Genomic DNA, 15,789 nt, shown 5'->3' on the forward strand with positions numbered 1-15,789 from the left:
CTGCGGGCGAGGTCGGGCGGTGGCCGCTCAGCGCAGCCGCCGCTCGACCTCCTCGACGACGTCCTTCGCCTCCTTCAGACCGGAGCCGGTCTGCTCCCGGTGCACCTTGATCGCCTCGATCTTCTTGCCCCGGCGCAGCAGGTCGACGATCTGCGGCCACGGCGGCACCGACCACGGGTCGACGGCGTCGCCCGCGCCGGCGGCGGGCTGGGCCGCCTGCGCGGCGGCGCCCTCGAGCGCCGCCACCCGGCGCTGCAGATCGGCGATCGTGCGCTCGGCGGCGGCGAGACGCGCCTCGAGGGATGACTGGTCCGGTTGCCACTGCATCCACCCATCGTGGCGCACGGCGCCGCGGCGGCGGGCGACCGCGGCCGGCGTGCGGCCGTGACGGCGGTTCGCCCGCACCGTCCCATCGCGCCTGGGCCGAGCACGAAATCCGTGCCGAGGCCGCCGCGTGTCCAGGGACAATGGTGCGTCGTGACCGACAACGCCCGAACCCCGCAGGCCGAGACCGGCCCGCGGTCGGGCGACCCCGGACGGCGGTCGGGCCGCCGTCGTCGCGGTGGTGGGCGCCGCCCGGGCGGGCCGCGCCGCGACACCTGGACGCCGCCGTCGCCGGAGCTGCTCGAGCGCCGCCGTGCCGCGGTCCCGGCCATCCGCTACCCCGAGGAGCTGCCGGTCTCCGCCCGCCGCGACGACATCGCGGCGGCGATCCGCGACCACCAGGTCGTCGTCGTCGCCGGCGAGACCGGCTCCGGCAAGACCACCCAGATCCCCAAGATCTGCCTCGAGCTCGGCTACGGCGTCGAGGGCACGATCGGGCACACCCAGCCGCGGCGGATCGCCGCGCGCACGGTCGCCGAGCGCATCGCCGAGGAGCTGGAGGTCCCGCTCGGCTCGGCCGTCGGCTACCAGGTGCGGTTCACCGACGTCGTCAGCGACACCACGCTCGTCAAGCTGATGACCGACGGCATCCTGCTCGCCGAGATCCAGCGCGACCCGCTGCTGCGCCGCTACCAGGTGATCGTCGTCGACGAGGCGCACGAGCGCTCCCTCAACATCGACTTCATCCTCGGCTACCTCAAGCGGCTGCTGCCGCAGCGGCCGGACCTCAAGGTCGTCATCACCTCCGCGACGATCGACAGCGAGCGGTTCGCCGAGCACTTCGGGTCCGACGGCGCACCCGCCCCGGTCATCGAGGTCACCGGCCGCACCTACCCCGTCGAGATCCGCTACCGCCCGCTGGTGCCGGACCTGCCCGACTCCGACACCGACGCCGGCCCCGACGACCTCGAGACCGACGCCCCGCGCCGCGAGGCGATCGACCAGCCCACCGGCATCGTGCTCGCGTGCGAGGAGCTGATGCGGGAGGGCTCGGGCGACATCCTCGTGTTCTGCTCCGGCGAGCGCGAGATCAGGGACGCCGCGGAGGCCCTCGCCGACCACCTCGGGCCGCGCTACACGCGGCCGGGCGAGCGCACCACGGTGCCGGGCGCCGTCGAGGTGCTGCCGCTGTACGCGCGGCTGTCCGCCGCCGAGCAGCACCGGGTGTTCGAGCCGCACCAGCACCGCCGCATCGTGCTCGCGACCAACGTCGCCGAGACGTCGCTGACGGTGCCGGGCATCCGGTACGTCGTCGACCCGGGCACCGCGCGCATCTCGCGCTACTCCAACCGCACCAAGGTGCAGCGGCTGCCGATCGAGGCGATCTCGCAGGCGAGCGCCAACCAGCGCGCCGGGCGCTGCGGCCGCGTGGCCGAGGGCATCTGCATCCGGCTCTACTCCGAGCGCGACTTCGAGGCCCGCCCGGAGTACACCGAACCGGAGATCCTGCGCACCTCGCTCGCGAGCGTCATCCTGCAGATGACCGCTCTGGGGCTGGGCGACGTCGGCGCGTTCCCGTTCGTCGACCCGCCGGACGGCCGCGCGGTGCGCGACGGCATGCAGCTGCTCACCGAGCTGCACGCGCTGGAGACGACGGCCGCCGCCCGCCGCGGCGGCGACGCCTCCGGCAACCGGCTCACCGACATCGGCCGCAAGCTGGCGCAGCTGCCGATCGACCCGAGGCTGGGGCGGATGCTGCTCGAGGCCGACCGGCTCGGCTGCGTGCGCGAGGTGATGGTGATCGTGGCCGCGCTCAGCGTGCAGGACGTGCGCGAGCGGCCCGCGGACGCCCAGCAGCAGGCCGATGAGAAGCATCGACGGTTCGTCGACCCGACCAGCGACTTCCTCACGCTGCTCAACCTGTGGGAGTACCTGCGCGAGCAGCAGAACGAGCTCTCCGGCAACGCGTTCCGACGGCTCTGCAAGGCGGAGTACCTCCACTACCTGCGGGTGCGCGAGTGGCAGGACGTGCACGCCCAGCTGCGCCAGCTCGCCAAGCCGCTCGGGCTGCGGGTGCGCCCGCGCGACGGCGCCGCCACCGACCCGGACGCCGTCCACCAGGCGCTGCTCGCGGGCCTGCTGAGCCACATCGGCACCTACGACGAGCGCAAGCGCGACTACCTCGGGGCGCGCGGCACCCGGTTCGTCATCTTCCCCGGCAGCGGGCTCGCCAGGAAGAACCCGGCGTGGGTGATGGCCGCCGAGCTGGTGGAGACCTCACGGCTGTTCGCACGGACCGTCGCACGGATCCAGCCCGAGTGGGTGGAGCCGCTCGCGGGGCACCTCGTCAAGCGCACCTACTCCGAGCCGCACTGGTCGGCCAAGCAGGGCGCGGCGATGGTCCGCGAGAAGGTGCTGCTCTACGGCATGCCGGTCGTGGCCGAGCGCACAGTGCCGTACACGCGGGTCGACCCCGTCGACGCCCGCGACCTGTTCATCCGGCACGCCCTCGTCGAGGGCGACTGGCGCACGCACCACCGGTTCGTCAAGGACAACGAGAAGGTCCGCGCCGAGGCCGAGGAGCTCGAGGCGCGAACGCGCCGGCGCGACCTCGTGGTCGACGACGAGGCGCTCGTCGCGTTCTACGACGCGCGCATCCCGGCGTCGGTCACCGGCGCCCGCGCCTTCGACGCGTGGTGGAAGACCGCGCGTCACGAGACGCCCGACCTGCTCACGCTGACGCTGGCCGACCTCGTCCCCGACGCCGGCAGCGCCACCGACCCGACCCAGTTCCCCGACACCTGGCGGCAGGGGGACCTCGAGCTGCCGCTCACCTACCAGTTCGCGCCCGGCGACGACGCCGACGGCGTGACCGTGCACGTGCCGATCGCGGTGCTGCCGCGGCTGCGCCCGGACGGCTTCGACTGGTTGGTGCCCGGGCTGGCCGACGAGCTCGCGGTCGCCACCATCCGGGCACTGCCCAAGCCGGTACGGGTGCAGCTCGTGCCGGCGCCCGACGTCGCCGCCGCGATCCGGGACCGGCTGCCCGCCTGGGCGAGCGTCGCCCCGGCGCCGGAGGGCGCGCCGTCCTACGCCGAGGCGTTCGCCGACGCCGCGCGGCGGCTGCGCGGCGTCGAGATCCCCGCCGACGCCTGGGACCCCGAGCGCCTGCCGCCGCACCTGCGCATGACGTTCCGCGTGCACGGCGAGCGCGGTGCGGTGCTCGGCGAGGGCAAGGACCTCGTCGAGCTGCAGCGTCGGCTCGCCCGGCACTCCGGCGAGGCCGTGCAGCAGGCGGTGCGCGCGGCGGTACGACGCGCGGGCAAGGGCTCCGGCCGTGCGGGCGCGCAGCAGGCCGCGGCCCCGCAGGACGGTCGGCCGCTCACCGGCGACTGGGTCGTCGAGACCGAGGTGGCGGGCAGCTCCCAGGGCCTGGACGTCGTCGGCTACCCCGCGCTCGTCGCCGAGCGCGAGCGCGTCACGATCCAGGTGCTCGCGACCGCCGACGAGCAGGCCGACAGGCACCCCGAGGGCGTGCGCCAGCTGCTCGCCGACGCGCTCGCGCTCCCGGTGGGACGGGTCACCAGCCGGTGGTCGACGGCGGAGACGCTCGCGCTGGCGGCGAGCCCGTACCGCAGCACCGAGGCGCTCGTGGCCGACCTCCAGCTCGCGGCCGTGGCATCGCTGACGGCGTCGCGCGACCTCACCACGGTGCGCTCGCGCGCCGACGTCGAGGCGCTGGCCCGCGCGCTGCGGGAGCGGTTCGAGGACGAGGTGCTGCAGGTGGCGCGCCGGGTCGCGGCCACGCTCACCGCGTCCCGCGAGGTCGACGCCGAGGTGCGGCGCGCGACGTCGATGGCGCTGCTCGCGACGCTGGAGGACGTCCGCGCGCACCAGGGATCGCTGGTCGGCGAGGGGTTCGTGTCGCGGACGCCGCCCGACCAGCTGGTGCACCTGCCCCGCTACCTGCGCGCCGACGTCGTGCGGATCGGCAAGGCCGAGGAGAACCCGGCGCGCGACGACCGGCTCGCGTGGCAGGTCCGCGAGCTCACCGACGCGTGGTGGGCCGCGACCTCGGCGGCCGAGCACGCGCCGCTGGCGCGGCGGCGCAACCTCGCCCGGGTGCGCTGGCTGCTCGAGGAGCTGCGCGTGAGCCTGTTCGCGCAGCAGCTGGGCACCGCGGTCACCGTCAGCGAGAAGCGCATCCGCAAGGCACTCGCGGAGGCCTGACCGCCGCCGTCGCAGCCGGCCTCGCTTTCGTACGCAACCGCGACGGTTGCGATTCGGTCACGACCACTTGCGGAACCACTTTCGAATCCGTACTGTCCGGTGCCATCAGCGGACGAAGGAGACGCTGTGGCCAGTCGTGAGGCTTGGATTCTCGCCACTCTCGGGGCTCGAGGCTCCGTGCAGGTGGCCGAGCTCGCCCGCGAGCTGTCCGTGTCCGAGGTGACGATCCGCAAGGACCTGGACGCGCTCGCGCGGCGCCAGCTGCTGCGGCGCACGCGCGGCGGCGCGGTGGCGTCGGACCGCGGCGGCGAGGGCGCCTTCGCCGACCGGCTGCAGCGTGCGGCCGCCGCCAAGCAGGCGATCGCCGCCGCGGCAGCGGAGCTGGTGTCCGACGGCGACGTCGTCGCGCTCGACACCTCGAGCACCGCGCACCACCTCGCGCTCGACCTCGTGCACCGGCACGGGCTCGTCGTCATCACCTCGTCGCTGCCGACCGCGACCGTGCTCATGGAGCGCTCCGACGCGCGGATCATCATGCCGGGCGGCACCGTGCGCCGGGAGAGCTCCGGGCTGGTCGGCCCGGTCTCGGGCTCGCTGCTCGCGAGCGGCCGGATCCACAAGGCGTTCGTCGGGCTGGCAGGGCTCGCGCCGCAGCGAGGGCTGCTCGAGCTCGCCACCGACGAGGCGGTGTCGAAGACCGCGCTCGTCGCCGCGAGCGACGAGGTGCACGGGCTCTTCGACTCCAGCAAGGTCGACGGGCTCGCGCTGCACGCGTTCGCGACACCCGAGCAGGTGACGAGCCTCATCACGGACGCGGGCGCGTCCGACGACATGGTCGAGGAGTGGGCGGCCGTCGGCGTGCCCGTCACGCGCGTGCCGCTCCCCGACACCCAGACGACCGGCAGCACGCCGGTTCCGGCGCGGGCTGACACCGCATCCCGTCGCCTCTCCCGGAAGGAGCATCGATGACAATCCGACGCACGCTCAGGGGCGTGCTGGCGCTGTCGGCGGCCGCGGCCGTCGCCCTCGCCGGCTGCACCTCGCGCAACGACCCGGGCCAGGACCCCGAGCCCGGCGACGACACCGGCGGCGCCGCCGTCGAGGACCTCACGATCGCGTTCGTGCCCAAGCTGCAGGGCATCCCCTACTTCGAGGCCATGAACACCGGCGGTCAGCAGGCCGCCGAGGAGCTGGGCTTCGAGTGGCTCTACCAGGGCCCGACGACCGCCGACGCGGCCGCCCAGGCCGACATCGTGCGCTCGTTCATCCAGCAGGGCGTCGACGTGCTGTTCGTCGCGCCGAACGACCCGAACTCGATGGCACCGCTGCTGGAGGAGGCCCAGAACGCGGGCGTCCACGTCGCGACGACCGACACCGACGCACCGGACTCGGTGCGCGAGGTGTTCGTCAACCAGGCCTCGGTCGAGGGCATCGGGCAGGCGCTCACCGACGCGCTCATGGAGGCCATGGGCGGGTCGGGCCAGTACGCGATCGTCTCCTGCGGCGAGACCGCGGCCAACCTCAACGCCTGGATCGAGGTGCAGGAGGCCTACACCGCCTCCGAGTACCCCGAGGCCGAGATCGTCGACATCGTCTACGCCGGCGAGGACCAGGCGATGGCGACGCAGATGGCCACCGACCTCATGAACAGCCACCCCGACCTCACCGGTCTGGTCGGCGAGTGCACCTCGAGCGCGCCGGGCGTCGCCCAGGCCGTCGAGGACGCCGGCCGCATCGGCGAGGTGTTCACGGTCGGCCTCGGCACGCCGCAGTCGATGCTGCCGTACCTGGAGTCCGGGGCGTCGAGCGGCTCGATCCTGTGGGACGTCGAGGCGCTGGGCTACCTGACCGGCTGGGCGGGCGTGCAGCTCGCCACCGGCGGCGACCTCGGCGACACGAGCAGCCTCACCGACGACTCGCTCTCCGAGGTCTCCTACGACGAGGCGTCGGGCGAGCTGCTGCTGGGCCCGCCGACGATCTTCACCGCCGAGAACGCGGGCGACTACGACTACTGACCGCCCGGCCGGTGCGGTGCCGGGTCCGTCACGGGTCCGGCGCCGCACCGGCGCACCTCCTCGCCCCACCCCGACCGCCCCACGGTGTCGCGGCGCCACGGCGTCCCGGCACCGACGAGGAGCACCATGACCGACACCGCCGAGCAGGCTCGCCCGACCCCCGGCCCCGGCGCCACGCCCCGGCTCCAGATGCGCGACATCTCCAAGCGCTACGGCGGCGTGCGCGCGATCCGGCACGCCGACCTCACCGTCGCGCCCGGCACCGTGCACGCCCTCGTCGGCGAGAACGGGGCCGGCAAGTCGACGCTCATCAAGATCCTCTCCGGCGCCGAGCAGGCGGACACCGGCACCATCGCGATCGACGGCCGGGTCGTCACGATCGGCTCGACGTCGGACGCGATCGCGCTCGGCGTCCAGACCGTGTACCAGGAGCCGCAACTGTTCGCCGAGCTCACGGTCGCGGAGAACTTCTTCGTCGGGCGCGAGATCACGCGCGGACCCGTCGTCGACTGGCGGGCGCAGGCGCCGCGGATGCTCGCGCTGCTCGACACCGTCGGGCTGGACCGCGGCGTCGCGGCGCGGCCGCTCGGCTCGCTCTCGATCGCCCAGCAGCAGCAGGTCTCGATCGCCAAGGCGCTGCTGGAGCAGGCGAGCATCCTCATCCTCGACGAGCCGAGCGCGATCCTCACCGACGCCGAGATCGACGTGTTGTTCGACGTCGTGCGGCGGCTCGCGTCCGAGGGCGTCTCGATCGTCTACATCAGCCACAGGCTCGACGAGCTGTTCCGGATCGCCGACGAGGTGACGATCATGCGCGACGGCGAGACGGTCTCGTCGCAGCCGATCGGCGAGCTCACGGTCCGCGAGATCGCCGAGCGCATGGTCGGCGGCGCCATCGCGGAGGGCCACCGCGCACCCGCCGAGCACGGCGACGTCGTCCTCGAGCTCGACGGCCTCACGCTCGCCGGCGCGTTCGAGGACGTCTCGTTCGAGCTGCGGGCCGGCGAGGTCCTCGGTCTCTACGGCCTGGTCGGCGCGGGCGCGGCCGAGGTGGGCGAGGTCGTCTACGGCATGCGCCGCGCCACCGGCGGGCGGATGCGGCTCGTGGGCAGCGACCGGCCGGTCGCCAGCCCGTCCGACGCCAAGCGTCGCGGCGTCCGGATGGTGCCCGCCAACCGTTCGACGCAGGGATCGTTCTCGTTCCAGAGCATCGCCTTCAACATCACGATCGGCTCGCTCGGGCTGCTGGGCCGGCTGCCCGCCTGGGTGTCGCCGCCGACCGAGCGCCGCATCGCCGACGACCTCATCCGGCGGCTGGCGGTGAAGACGCCGTCCGCGCGGCAGCCGCTGGCCGCGATGTCGGGCGGCAACGCCCAGAAGGTCGTGCTCGCACGCCAGCTGGTCGAGCGGCCCGAGCTGCTCGTGCTCGCCGAGCCGACGCAGGGCGTCGACGTCGGCGCGAAGGAGGAGATCCACAGGATCGTCGCCGACCTCGCGGCCGCCGGGACGGCGGTGCTCGTGGTCACGACCGATCTCGCCGAGGTGCAGCGCATCGCCGACCGCATCCTCGTCTTCCGCGCCGGACGCGTCGCCCGGGAGCTGCCGCCCACGGCGAGCCAGGCCGAGCTGCTCGCGGCGGCCGCTGGCGCCGAGGACGAGCCCGTCAGGCAGGAGGAGGACCGATGACCGTCACGGACGCACGCGCCCCGGAGGAGGTGAGCCTGCGCCGGATCCTCCCGCCGGTCGTCACCGGGCAGGAGGTCGTGCTGCTCGCCGTCCTCGCGGTGCTGTGGGTGCTGCTGGGGATCTTCACGCCCGCGTTCCTCACGGCCGGCTCGATCGGCCCGCTGCTCGTGCAGGTCGCGCCGATCGCGCTCATCGGCGTCGGCATGACCTTCGTCATCATCACCGCCGGCATCGACGTCTCGGTCGCCGGGATGATCATGGTCTGCGCCGTCGTCACCGCCCGCACCCTGGTGGGCGCCGACGTCCCCGCGGTCGTGGCGGTCGCGCTCGCGGTCGCGCTCGGCGCGGTGCTCGGCTCGGTCAACGGCCTGCTGATCGCCTACGGCCGCGTGCACCCGATCATCATCACGTTCGGCACCGCGAACGTCTTCACGTGGCTGGGCCTGAGGGTGTTCGACTCCTCGACGGTCAACAACATCCCGGGCACGCTGTCGTTCCTCGGGCGCGGTGCGGCGGGCTCGACGCTCGGGGTGCCGCACTCGTTCGCGCTCACGCTGGTGGCGGTCGCCGTCGCCTGGTGGTTCCTGCGCTACACCCGCGCCGGGCGCAACCTGTACGCGATCGGCGGCAACCAGAACGCCGCGCGGCTCGCGGGCATCAAGGTCCAGCCGCGGCTGGTCTCCGTCTACCTCGTCACGGGGGCGCTCGCCGGCCTCGCCGCGTGCATGATCATCGCGACCGGCACCTCGACGCTCGACCAGTCGGTCGGCGCCGGCAAGGAGCTGCAGGTGATCGCCGCCGTCGTCATCGGCGGCACCTCGATCCTCGGCGGCCGCGGCAGCGTCGTCGGCACCCTGCTGGGGGCGCTGCTGGTGCAGACGGTCGTCTCCGGCGTCACCCAGCTGGGGTGGCCCACGCAGCTCGGCTTCCTGTTCGTCGGCGTCTTCATCCTGGTCGCCGTCGGCACCGACCTCATCCGCGAGCGAGCGAGGAGGCGCGCATGACCGCCACCACCAACCCCGCCGGCGAGCGCGGCCCGCAGCCCTGCTCGCGCCGCCCCGCGTGGCTCACGCCCGGACTGCTGCGCGACCGCACGGTGCTGCTGCTCGTGCTCGTCGTCGTGCTGGTCGTCGTCGTCACCGTCCTCGACGCGGTGGGGCTGACCAGCGGCCGGTTCACGACCGACTACCTCGCGGCGGCGCTCATCGGGTACGTGCCGCTCGCGCTGCTGGCCCTCGCCGAGCTGTTCGTCATCACCTCGGGGCGCGGCGGCATCGACCTCTCGGTGGGGTCGATGGTGTCGCTGACCGGCGTCGTCTTCGGGATGCTGTTCCAGCAGCAGGGCCTGCCGCTGGTCGTCTCGATCGTCCTCGCGGTCGCGTTCGGCGCGCTGCTCGGCGCCGTCAACGGCGTCATCACGGCGTACTTCGGCTTCCCCGCGCTCATCACGACGCTCGCGACCTACTACGCCTACCGCTCGATCGCGCTCGTCATCAGCGACCAGAAGCCGATCTCCGGTCCGGAGATCTCGGAGTTCTACGGCGCCGCGAAGTCGGTCGAGCTGCCGCTGATCGGCCACCTCGTGCCGCTCGTGCCGCTCGGGGTGTTCACGTTCCTGCTGCCGGTCGCCGTGCTCGCGTGGTTCGTGCTCAACCGCACCACCTACGGCCGCAAGCTGTACGCGATCGGCACCAACGACACCGCCGCGCTGTGGTCGGGCATCGAGACCCGCCGCACCCGCATGCTCGCCTACGTCACCGCCGGCGCGGTCTCCGGGCTGGTCGGGGTCTACACGGTCGCGCAGTTCGCCTCGGCGCGGCCCGACGCCGGCACGAGCGGCAGCGGCATGGCGCTGCCCGCGATCACGATCGCGGTGCTCGGCGGCGTCGCGATCACCGGCGGCATCGGACGGCTGAGCGGGATCCTGCTGTCGGCGCTGCTCATCGTCTGGCTGAACGCCTCGATCCTGCTGGTGGTGCCCGGCAACGAGGGCGCGCAGGCGCAGCTGCTGGCGCTCGGCGTGGTGCTGCTGGGCGCCTCGCTGCTGTCCAACGCGACGATCCGACGGCGACAGGCCGGCGGCTCCGGACGTCGCGAGGTCCCCGGATCGGTGTCGGGGACCGCCACCTGAGCCACCATGACGGCGGGACCGGCCCGCCGTCGTCCGCCCGACGAGAAGGGAGCAGCGCATGCAGATCGGTGTGCACGGCCTGGTCTTCACCGGGACGTTCGACGAGTCAGGCCTCCGGACGGCGATCGCCGGCACCAAGGAGGCGGGCTTCGACCTGCTCGAGCTGCCGCTCATGGACCCGTTCGCCGTCGACGGCGCGCTCGTGCGGCGCATGCTCGACGACCACGGCCTCACGATGACCGCGAGCCTCGGGCTGGACGCCGCCCACGACCTCTCGAGCGAGGACCCGGCGACGAGCCGCGCCGGCGAGACGCTGCTGGAGCGCGCCGTCGACGTCGTCGCCGAGGCCGGCGGGCGGCACCTGTGCGGGGTCATCTACTCGGCGATGCAGAAGTACGCCGCGCCCGCGACACCCGCCGGCCGGGCGGCGTCCGCGGCGGCGCTGCGCCGGCTCGCCGACCGTGCGGCGGCGGCCGGCGTCACGCTCTCGCTGGAGGTCGTCAACCGCTACGAGACCAACGTGATCAACACCGCGCGGGCGGGGCTGCGCTTCCTCGAGGAGGTCGGCCACGACAACGTGCACCTGCACCTCGACACCTACCACATGAACATCGAGGAGTCCGGGATGCTCGAGCCGGTCCTCGACGCCGGCGACCGGCTCCGGTACGTGCACATCGGCGAGAGCCACCGCGGCTACCTCGGCACCGGGTCGGTGGACTTCGGCTCGTTCTTCCGCGGTCTCGCCCGCATCGGCTACGACGGCCCGGTGGTGTTCGAGTCGTTCTCCAGCGCGGTCGTCTCGGCGTCGCTGTCGAACACCCTCGGCATCTGGCGCAACCTGTGGGACGACTCCGCGGGCCTCGCCGCGCACGCCAACCGCTTCATCCGCGACCGGCTGCGCGCCGTCGAGACGATCGCGCTGCACTGACCTCCGGACGGTCGGCGCGGCGGGGACGCGAGCGGCTCAGCGCTCCTGCCACGCCAGCAGCGCGCGGCGCACGAGCGAGACGATCAGGTCGACCTCGGCGGCGTCCAGCGCGAACCGCGGCGTGAACCGCAGCGAGTTCTCGCCGCCGTGGATGACGCCGAGCCCGTGCTCGCGCAGCCACTCCTCGACCGACCCGGCGCCGTAGGCCTTGATGCCGTCGGCGAGCGCGCACGAGAACAGCAGCCCGGTGCCCTGCACGTGGGTGATCGCACCGCCGAGCTCGTCCTGCAGCCGCCGCAGCGACTCCACGGCGTAGGCGCCCTGGGTACGGATGTTCTCCCGCAGCTGCGGGGTGAGCTGTCCGAGGACGGCGCACGCGACGTCGAGCGCGCGGGGGTTCGCCGTCATCGTGTTGCCGTAGGTGCCGCGGCGGTAGATCGCGGCGGCGCGCTCGGTCAGCGCGAGCACCGAGAGCGGGTACTGGCCGGCGTTGAGCGCCTTGGAGTAGGTCTCCATGTCGGGGGCCTGCTGCCCCTCGAAGCCCGGGTAGTCGACGATCGAGAGCGTGCCGGTGGCCCGCAGCCCCGCCTGGATCGAGTCGACCAGCAGCAGCGAGCCGTGCTCGGCCGTGAGCTCGCGCGCGACCGCGTAGTACTCCGGCGGCACGCTGCGGCCGGGGTCGCCCTCGCCCATGACCGGCTCGAGGAACATCGCCTCGACGAACCAGCCGTGCCGCTCGGCGTCGGCGAAGACCTGGCGCAGCGCGTCGGCGTCGTAGGGCTCGACGGCGATGACCGAGTCCTCGTGCCGGTAGCTGGCGAGCGTCTGCTCGTAGGTGGCGCGCGTCGAGTCGGAGTACAGCGCCGGGCGCTCCGTGCGGCCGTGGAAGCTGCCCTTGACGACGAGCCGCTTGATCTCGCGACCCTCGTAGCGGGCACCGGGGTCGGTCAGCGTCTTCGCGTGGGTGTCGACGATGCGCGCGGCGAGCGAGACCGACTCCGAGCCGGAGTTGAGGAACATGAAGCTCGCGTAGGGGCACGCGCCGCGGGTGTGGCCGATCTCGGCGCGCATCGCCCGCTGCACCCGCAGCTGCGACACGCTGGGGGTCATGACGTTGGCCATCGCCTGCGGCTTCGCCATCGCGTCGAGCACCGCCTGCGGGGCGTGGCCGAGGCCGAGCATCCCGTAGCCGCCGGTGTCGTAGAGCACCGCACCGCCGAGCGTGACCACCCAGGGGCCGCGCGCCGTGAGCGCGACGTAGGGGTTGACGCCGTCCTGCGGGTAGAAGTTGACGATCCCGGCCTGGACCGCCGCGACCTGCTCGTCCTCGTCGAGGTCCAGCAGGTCGGCGAGCGCGGTGCGCACCTCGGCGTACTCGGTCACCGCGGCCTCGACAGCCGCCTCCAGCTCGGGGTGGGTGGCGGCGAACCGCAGCAGGGTCTCGTCGTCGAGGCCCTGGGTGCGCCGACGGCCGCCGTGCGCGCGCAGCGGCGCCAGCTTCTCGACGACGGTGGCCGTCGTGACATCGGTGCGGGTCATCGCACTCCTCCTCGTCCGTGCCTCCCCAGCAGACGTCGGGGCTGTGCGTCCCATGATGCGGGACGGGTTCGGCGGTTGGTACGGTCGATCTGCGCAATTTCGCGCGCGATTTCGGCAGATCGCCGAGAATCGGCTGGCCGAGCCAGAAGGAGCGTGACGTGCGACTCACCCCGACCGACGAGCAGCTGCTGTCGATCCTGCGCGAGGACGCCCGCACGCCCACCGCCGAGATCGCGCGACGGCTGCGGCTGTCCCGCACGACCGTGCAGAGCCGCATCCGGCGCCTGGAGCGCGAGGGCGTGATCCGCGGCTACACCGTGCGTGTCGGCGAGGACGTCGAGCAGGACCGCATCCGCGCCCACATCCTCATCACCGTGACCACGCGGCGCACGAGCGCCGTGGTGCGCGCGCTGCACGAGATGCCGGAGGTGCGCAGCCTGCACTCGGTGAGCGGCAACCACGACCTGGTCGCGATCGTCGTGGCCGACGGCGTCCAGGCGATCGACCTGCTCACCGACCGCATCGGTGACCTGGAGGGTGTCGAGCGGACGACGACGTCGATCATCCTGTCGACGAAGTTCGAGCGCTGACCGCCGCGTCGGCGACCGCCGTCCGCCCGCCCGCCTGCCCTGCCCGCGGCGAGCTCGTACGCCCGCGCCCACCTCGTACGGTGCACCGTACGAGCTCGGCACGCCGCTACGAGTTGGCGGGCGCTCCGGGCGGGAGGGCTCGACGCCCGGTGGGATCCGCCGCGCAGCGCCGGGCGTGTCACCTCCCGCGCCGATTTCGTACATCCGCGCCCACCTCGTACGGTGCACCGTACGAGGTCGGTACGGCGCTACGAGCTCGCGGGGTCGTCCGGGCGCGGCTGGTCGCGGAAGCGCTGGCTGTCGTCCAGCCGGCGGGGCGGCTCCGTCTGCTCGGGCTGGGCCTGCGCGCCCGGCGACGCCTCGGGGCCGGGCTCGGGCTGCAGACCCTCGACACCCTCGCTCATCGACGCGGAGGCGGCGGGCGGCGGCGCGGCGGGGTAGCCGGGCGCGTCCGCGCCGTACGGCCCGCGGTCGGCGGGCGGGCGCGGCTGCCCGGTCGGCTCCGCCCAGTCGTGGCGACGTCGGCCCACCAGCAGCGCGATCACGACGCCCGCGCCGACGAGCACCGCGAGCGCCACGACCAGGATCGTGCCTGTCACCACCATCGACATGAGCCACTCCTCACCGAGCCGGTCCGGCCATCGTAGGCAGCCCGACCCTTCGTCGGGCGCCGAAGCGTCCCGCTGCCACGCTGCCGCCATGACGACGCACCACTACCGCACCGAGATCACCTGGACCGGTTCCACCGCGACCGGCTACCGCGGCTACGACCGCACCCACACCGCGATCGTGGGCACGGCGACACCGCTCCCGCTGAGCGCCGACCCCGTCTTCGGCGGCGACCCCGAGATCGCCAACCCCGAGCAGCTGCTCGCGGTGGCGGCGTCCTCGTGCCAGCTGCTGTCCTTCCTCGCGGCCGCGGCGCGTCGCGGCATCGACGTGCGCGACTACGCCGACACCGCGACCGCCACGATGGACGACGCCGCGACCCCCGCCCGGGTCGACGCCGTCGCGCTCGCCCCGGTCATCGGCGTGACCGCCGGCACCGACCACGCGGCGGTCCTCGACGCCGTCGCCGCCGCGCACGAGCGGTGCTTCGTCGCGGCATCGCTCGTCGCCGAGGTCACCGTCGACGCCCGGGTGGAGGACCGCTGATGCTCGGCGACATCGAGGTCGGGCTGCCGTCCGCGACCGAGGGCCTGGCCGCGCTCGCGTCGGCGACCGGTCGTGCCGGCGTGAGCCTGGAGGGCGGCGGCATGAGCGTGGTCGACGGCGTGCCGCTCGCCCACTTCCTGGTCGACGACGCCGCGGCCGCGTGCGCGGCGCTCAGCGCGGCCGGTCTCGGCTGCCGCGTCAACGAGGTCGCGATGCTGCACCTCGCCCAGGACGTGCCGGGCCAGCTCGCCGCGTGCCTCGCCGCCGTCGCGGGCGCGGGCGTGACGCTCCGCGCGCAGTACAGCGACCACGCGGGCGCCCTGGTGCTGGTGCCGGAGCCGGAGCACCTGCACGCCGCCCGCGAGGTCGCTCGTCGCTGGGAGCAGGAGCGCGCCGGCGCGGCGGCGCGCAGCACGGTCAGCCGAGCACCTCGGCCGGCACACCCCACACGTCGGCGAAGCCGTCGCGCCCCGCTGGTGTGAGCCGCAGCGCGCGCGACCCGGGCCGCCGGGTCACCCAGCCCGCCTCGAGCGCGCAGGTGGCGACCGCGGCACCCAGCGCGCCCGCGAGGTGCGGGCGCCGCTGGGTCCAGTCGAGGCACGAACGCACCAGCGGCCGCCTGCCCGTCAGCCCCGCCACGTCGAGCCCGCGCTCGCTCAGCGCGGCGTGCCCGGCGTCGGTGAGGGTCGGGGTGCGCAGGTCGAGCCAGCCCCGCTCGGTCATGCTCTCGGCGACCGCGACGCCGAGCCGGCCGGCCAGGTGGTCGTAGCAGAGCCGGGCGTGCTCGAGCGCGGCCGCCTCGCGAGACTGCCGGTAGGAGCGCACCGGGGTCACGGGGCACAGCCTGCCCAGGCGCTCGAGCGCGTCGGCCACGCCGTCGTCGGCGATGCGGTAGTAGCGGTGCCGGCCGTGCGCGGCGACCTCGAGGAGCCCGCTGCCGACGAGCACCGCCAGGTGCTCGCTCGCGGTCGAGGGCCGCACCCCGGCGGCCGCGGCCAGCTCGCTCGCCGGCCGGGACGAGCCGTCCATGAGCGCCGAGAGCATCGCCGACCGGGCCGGCGCCGCGAGCGCCGCCCCGACGGCGGAGAAGTCGATCGCCATCCCCCGAGGGTGGCACGGACACGCTTCGGTGGCGGCCGAAACATGCCGGCGGCCGGTACGCCCCGAGCGCCACGACGGCCGGGTGACCGG

At 74.1% G+C, this 15,789-nt stretch carries 14 protein-coding genes; 10 read left to right on the plus strand and 4 right to left on the minus strand.

The genetic code is table 11. The features are described 5' to 3' along the window. Window positions 1–27 precede the first annotated feature (27 nt). Complete coding sequence (locus GPA02_RS11060; RefSeq protein WP_156199994.1) at window positions 28–327, minus strand: ribosomal protein L7/L12; 300 nt, start codon at window positions 325–327, stop codon at window positions 28–30. Window positions 328–477: 150 nt separating this feature from the next. Between GPA02_RS11060 and hrpA the strand changes: the two genes are divergently transcribed. The 7 genes from hrpA to GPA02_RS11095 all read left to right on the plus strand — a co-directional run bounded on the left by hrpA (window position 478) and on the right by GPA02_RS11095 (window position 11,314). Beyond that, complete coding sequence (gene hrpA / locus GPA02_RS11065) at window positions 478–4,554, plus strand: ATP-dependent RNA helicase HrpA (protein WP_156199997.1); 4,077 nt, start codon at window positions 478–480, stop codon at window positions 4,552–4,554. Window positions 4,555–4,680: 126 nt separating this feature from the next. Next, on the plus strand, window positions 4,681–5,523 hold the full coding sequence (locus GPA02_RS11070; RefSeq protein WP_162457757.1) for a DeoR/GlpR family DNA-binding transcription regulator: 843 nt from the start codon (window positions 4,681–4,683) through the stop codon (window positions 5,521–5,523). Next, window positions 5,520–6,569, plus strand: coding sequence for an autoinducer 2 ABC transporter substrate-binding protein (locus tag GPA02_RS11075; protein WP_156199999.1), 1,050 nt, complete (start codon window positions 5,520–5,522; stop codon window positions 6,567–6,569). Before GPA02_RS11070 ends, GPA02_RS11075 begins: the two co-directional genes overlap by 4 nt. A gap of 126 nt (window positions 6,570–6,695) precedes the next feature. Then, complete coding sequence (locus GPA02_RS11080) at window positions 6,696–8,255, plus strand: sugar ABC transporter ATP-binding protein (RefSeq protein ID WP_156200001.1); 1,560 nt, start codon at window positions 6,696–6,698, stop codon at window positions 8,253–8,255. Then, window positions 8,252–9,259 (plus strand): ABC transporter permease, encoded by a 1,008-nt coding sequence (locus GPA02_RS11085; protein WP_156200003.1) that lies wholly within the window; start codon window positions 8,252–8,254, stop codon window positions 9,257–9,259. Before GPA02_RS11080 ends, GPA02_RS11085 begins: the two co-directional genes overlap by 4 nt. Then, window positions 9,256–10,386: an ABC transporter permease gene (locus GPA02_RS11090; protein ID WP_156200005.1), complete on the plus strand. Its 1,131-nt coding sequence runs from the start codon at window positions 9,256–9,258 to the stop codon at window positions 10,384–10,386. Before GPA02_RS11085 ends, GPA02_RS11090 begins: the two co-directional genes overlap by 4 nt. 58 nt (window positions 10,387–10,444) lie before the next feature. Beyond that, the gene (locus tag GPA02_RS11095; RefSeq protein WP_156200007.1) at window positions 10,445–11,314 is read left to right on the plus strand and encodes a sugar phosphate isomerase/epimerase family protein; all 870 of its coding nucleotides are present in this window, start codon (window positions 10,445–10,447) and stop codon (window positions 11,312–11,314) included. 36 nt (window positions 11,315–11,350) lie between these two features. Here GPA02_RS11095 and GPA02_RS11100 read toward each other — a convergent pair whose 3' ends face one another. Then, window positions 11,351–12,853 (minus strand): aminotransferase class III-fold pyridoxal phosphate-dependent enzyme, encoded by a 1,503-nt coding sequence (locus GPA02_RS11100; RefSeq protein ID WP_156200009.1) that lies wholly within the window; start codon window positions 12,851–12,853, stop codon window positions 11,351–11,353. A 158-nt stretch (window positions 12,854–13,011) separates the two neighbouring features. Between GPA02_RS11100 and GPA02_RS11105 the strand changes: the two genes are divergently transcribed. Next, window positions 13,012–13,443: an Lrp/AsnC family transcriptional regulator gene (locus tag GPA02_RS11105; protein WP_156200011.1), complete on the plus strand. Its 432-nt coding sequence runs from the start codon at window positions 13,012–13,014 to the stop codon at window positions 13,441–13,443. Window positions 13,444–13,691: 248 nt separating this feature from the next. Here the strand turns inward: GPA02_RS11105 and GPA02_RS11110 are convergent, their stop codons facing one another. Then, on the minus strand, window positions 13,692–14,054 hold the full coding sequence (locus GPA02_RS11110; protein WP_156200014.1) for a hypothetical protein: 363 nt from the start codon (window positions 14,052–14,054) through the stop codon (window positions 13,692–13,694). Between the two features lie 88 nt (window positions 14,055–14,142). Here GPA02_RS11110 and GPA02_RS11115 point away from each other — a divergent pair, with 88 nt between their 5' ends. Both GPA02_RS11115 and GPA02_RS11120 read left to right on the plus strand, forming a co-directional pair. Beyond that, on the plus strand, window positions 14,143–14,598 hold the full coding sequence (locus GPA02_RS11115; RefSeq protein ID WP_156200015.1) for an OsmC family protein: 456 nt from the start codon (window positions 14,143–14,145) through the stop codon (window positions 14,596–14,598). Beyond that, on the plus strand, window positions 14,598–15,080 hold the full coding sequence (locus GPA02_RS11120) for a hypothetical protein (protein WP_156200017.1): 483 nt from the start codon (window positions 14,598–14,600) through the stop codon (window positions 15,078–15,080). Before GPA02_RS11115 ends, GPA02_RS11120 begins: the two co-directional genes overlap by 1 nt. On the opposite strand, the gene GPA02_RS11125 is transcribed toward GPA02_RS11120, so the two are convergent. After that, window positions 15,016–15,699, minus strand: a complete 684-nt coding sequence (locus GPA02_RS11125) for an ArsR/SmtB family transcription factor (protein WP_156200018.1) — start codon at window positions 15,697–15,699, stop codon at window positions 15,016–15,018. The two genes, GPA02_RS11120 and GPA02_RS11125, sit on opposite strands and share 65 nt — an antisense overlap. Window positions 15,700–15,789 lie beyond the last annotated feature (90 nt).

Origin of the sequence: Actinotalea caeni, from assembly GCF_009733795.1 — a bacterium.
GTDB classification, from domain to species: Bacteria; Actinomycetota; Actinomycetes; order Actinomycetales; family Beutenbergiaceae; genus Pseudactinotalea; species Pseudactinotalea caeni.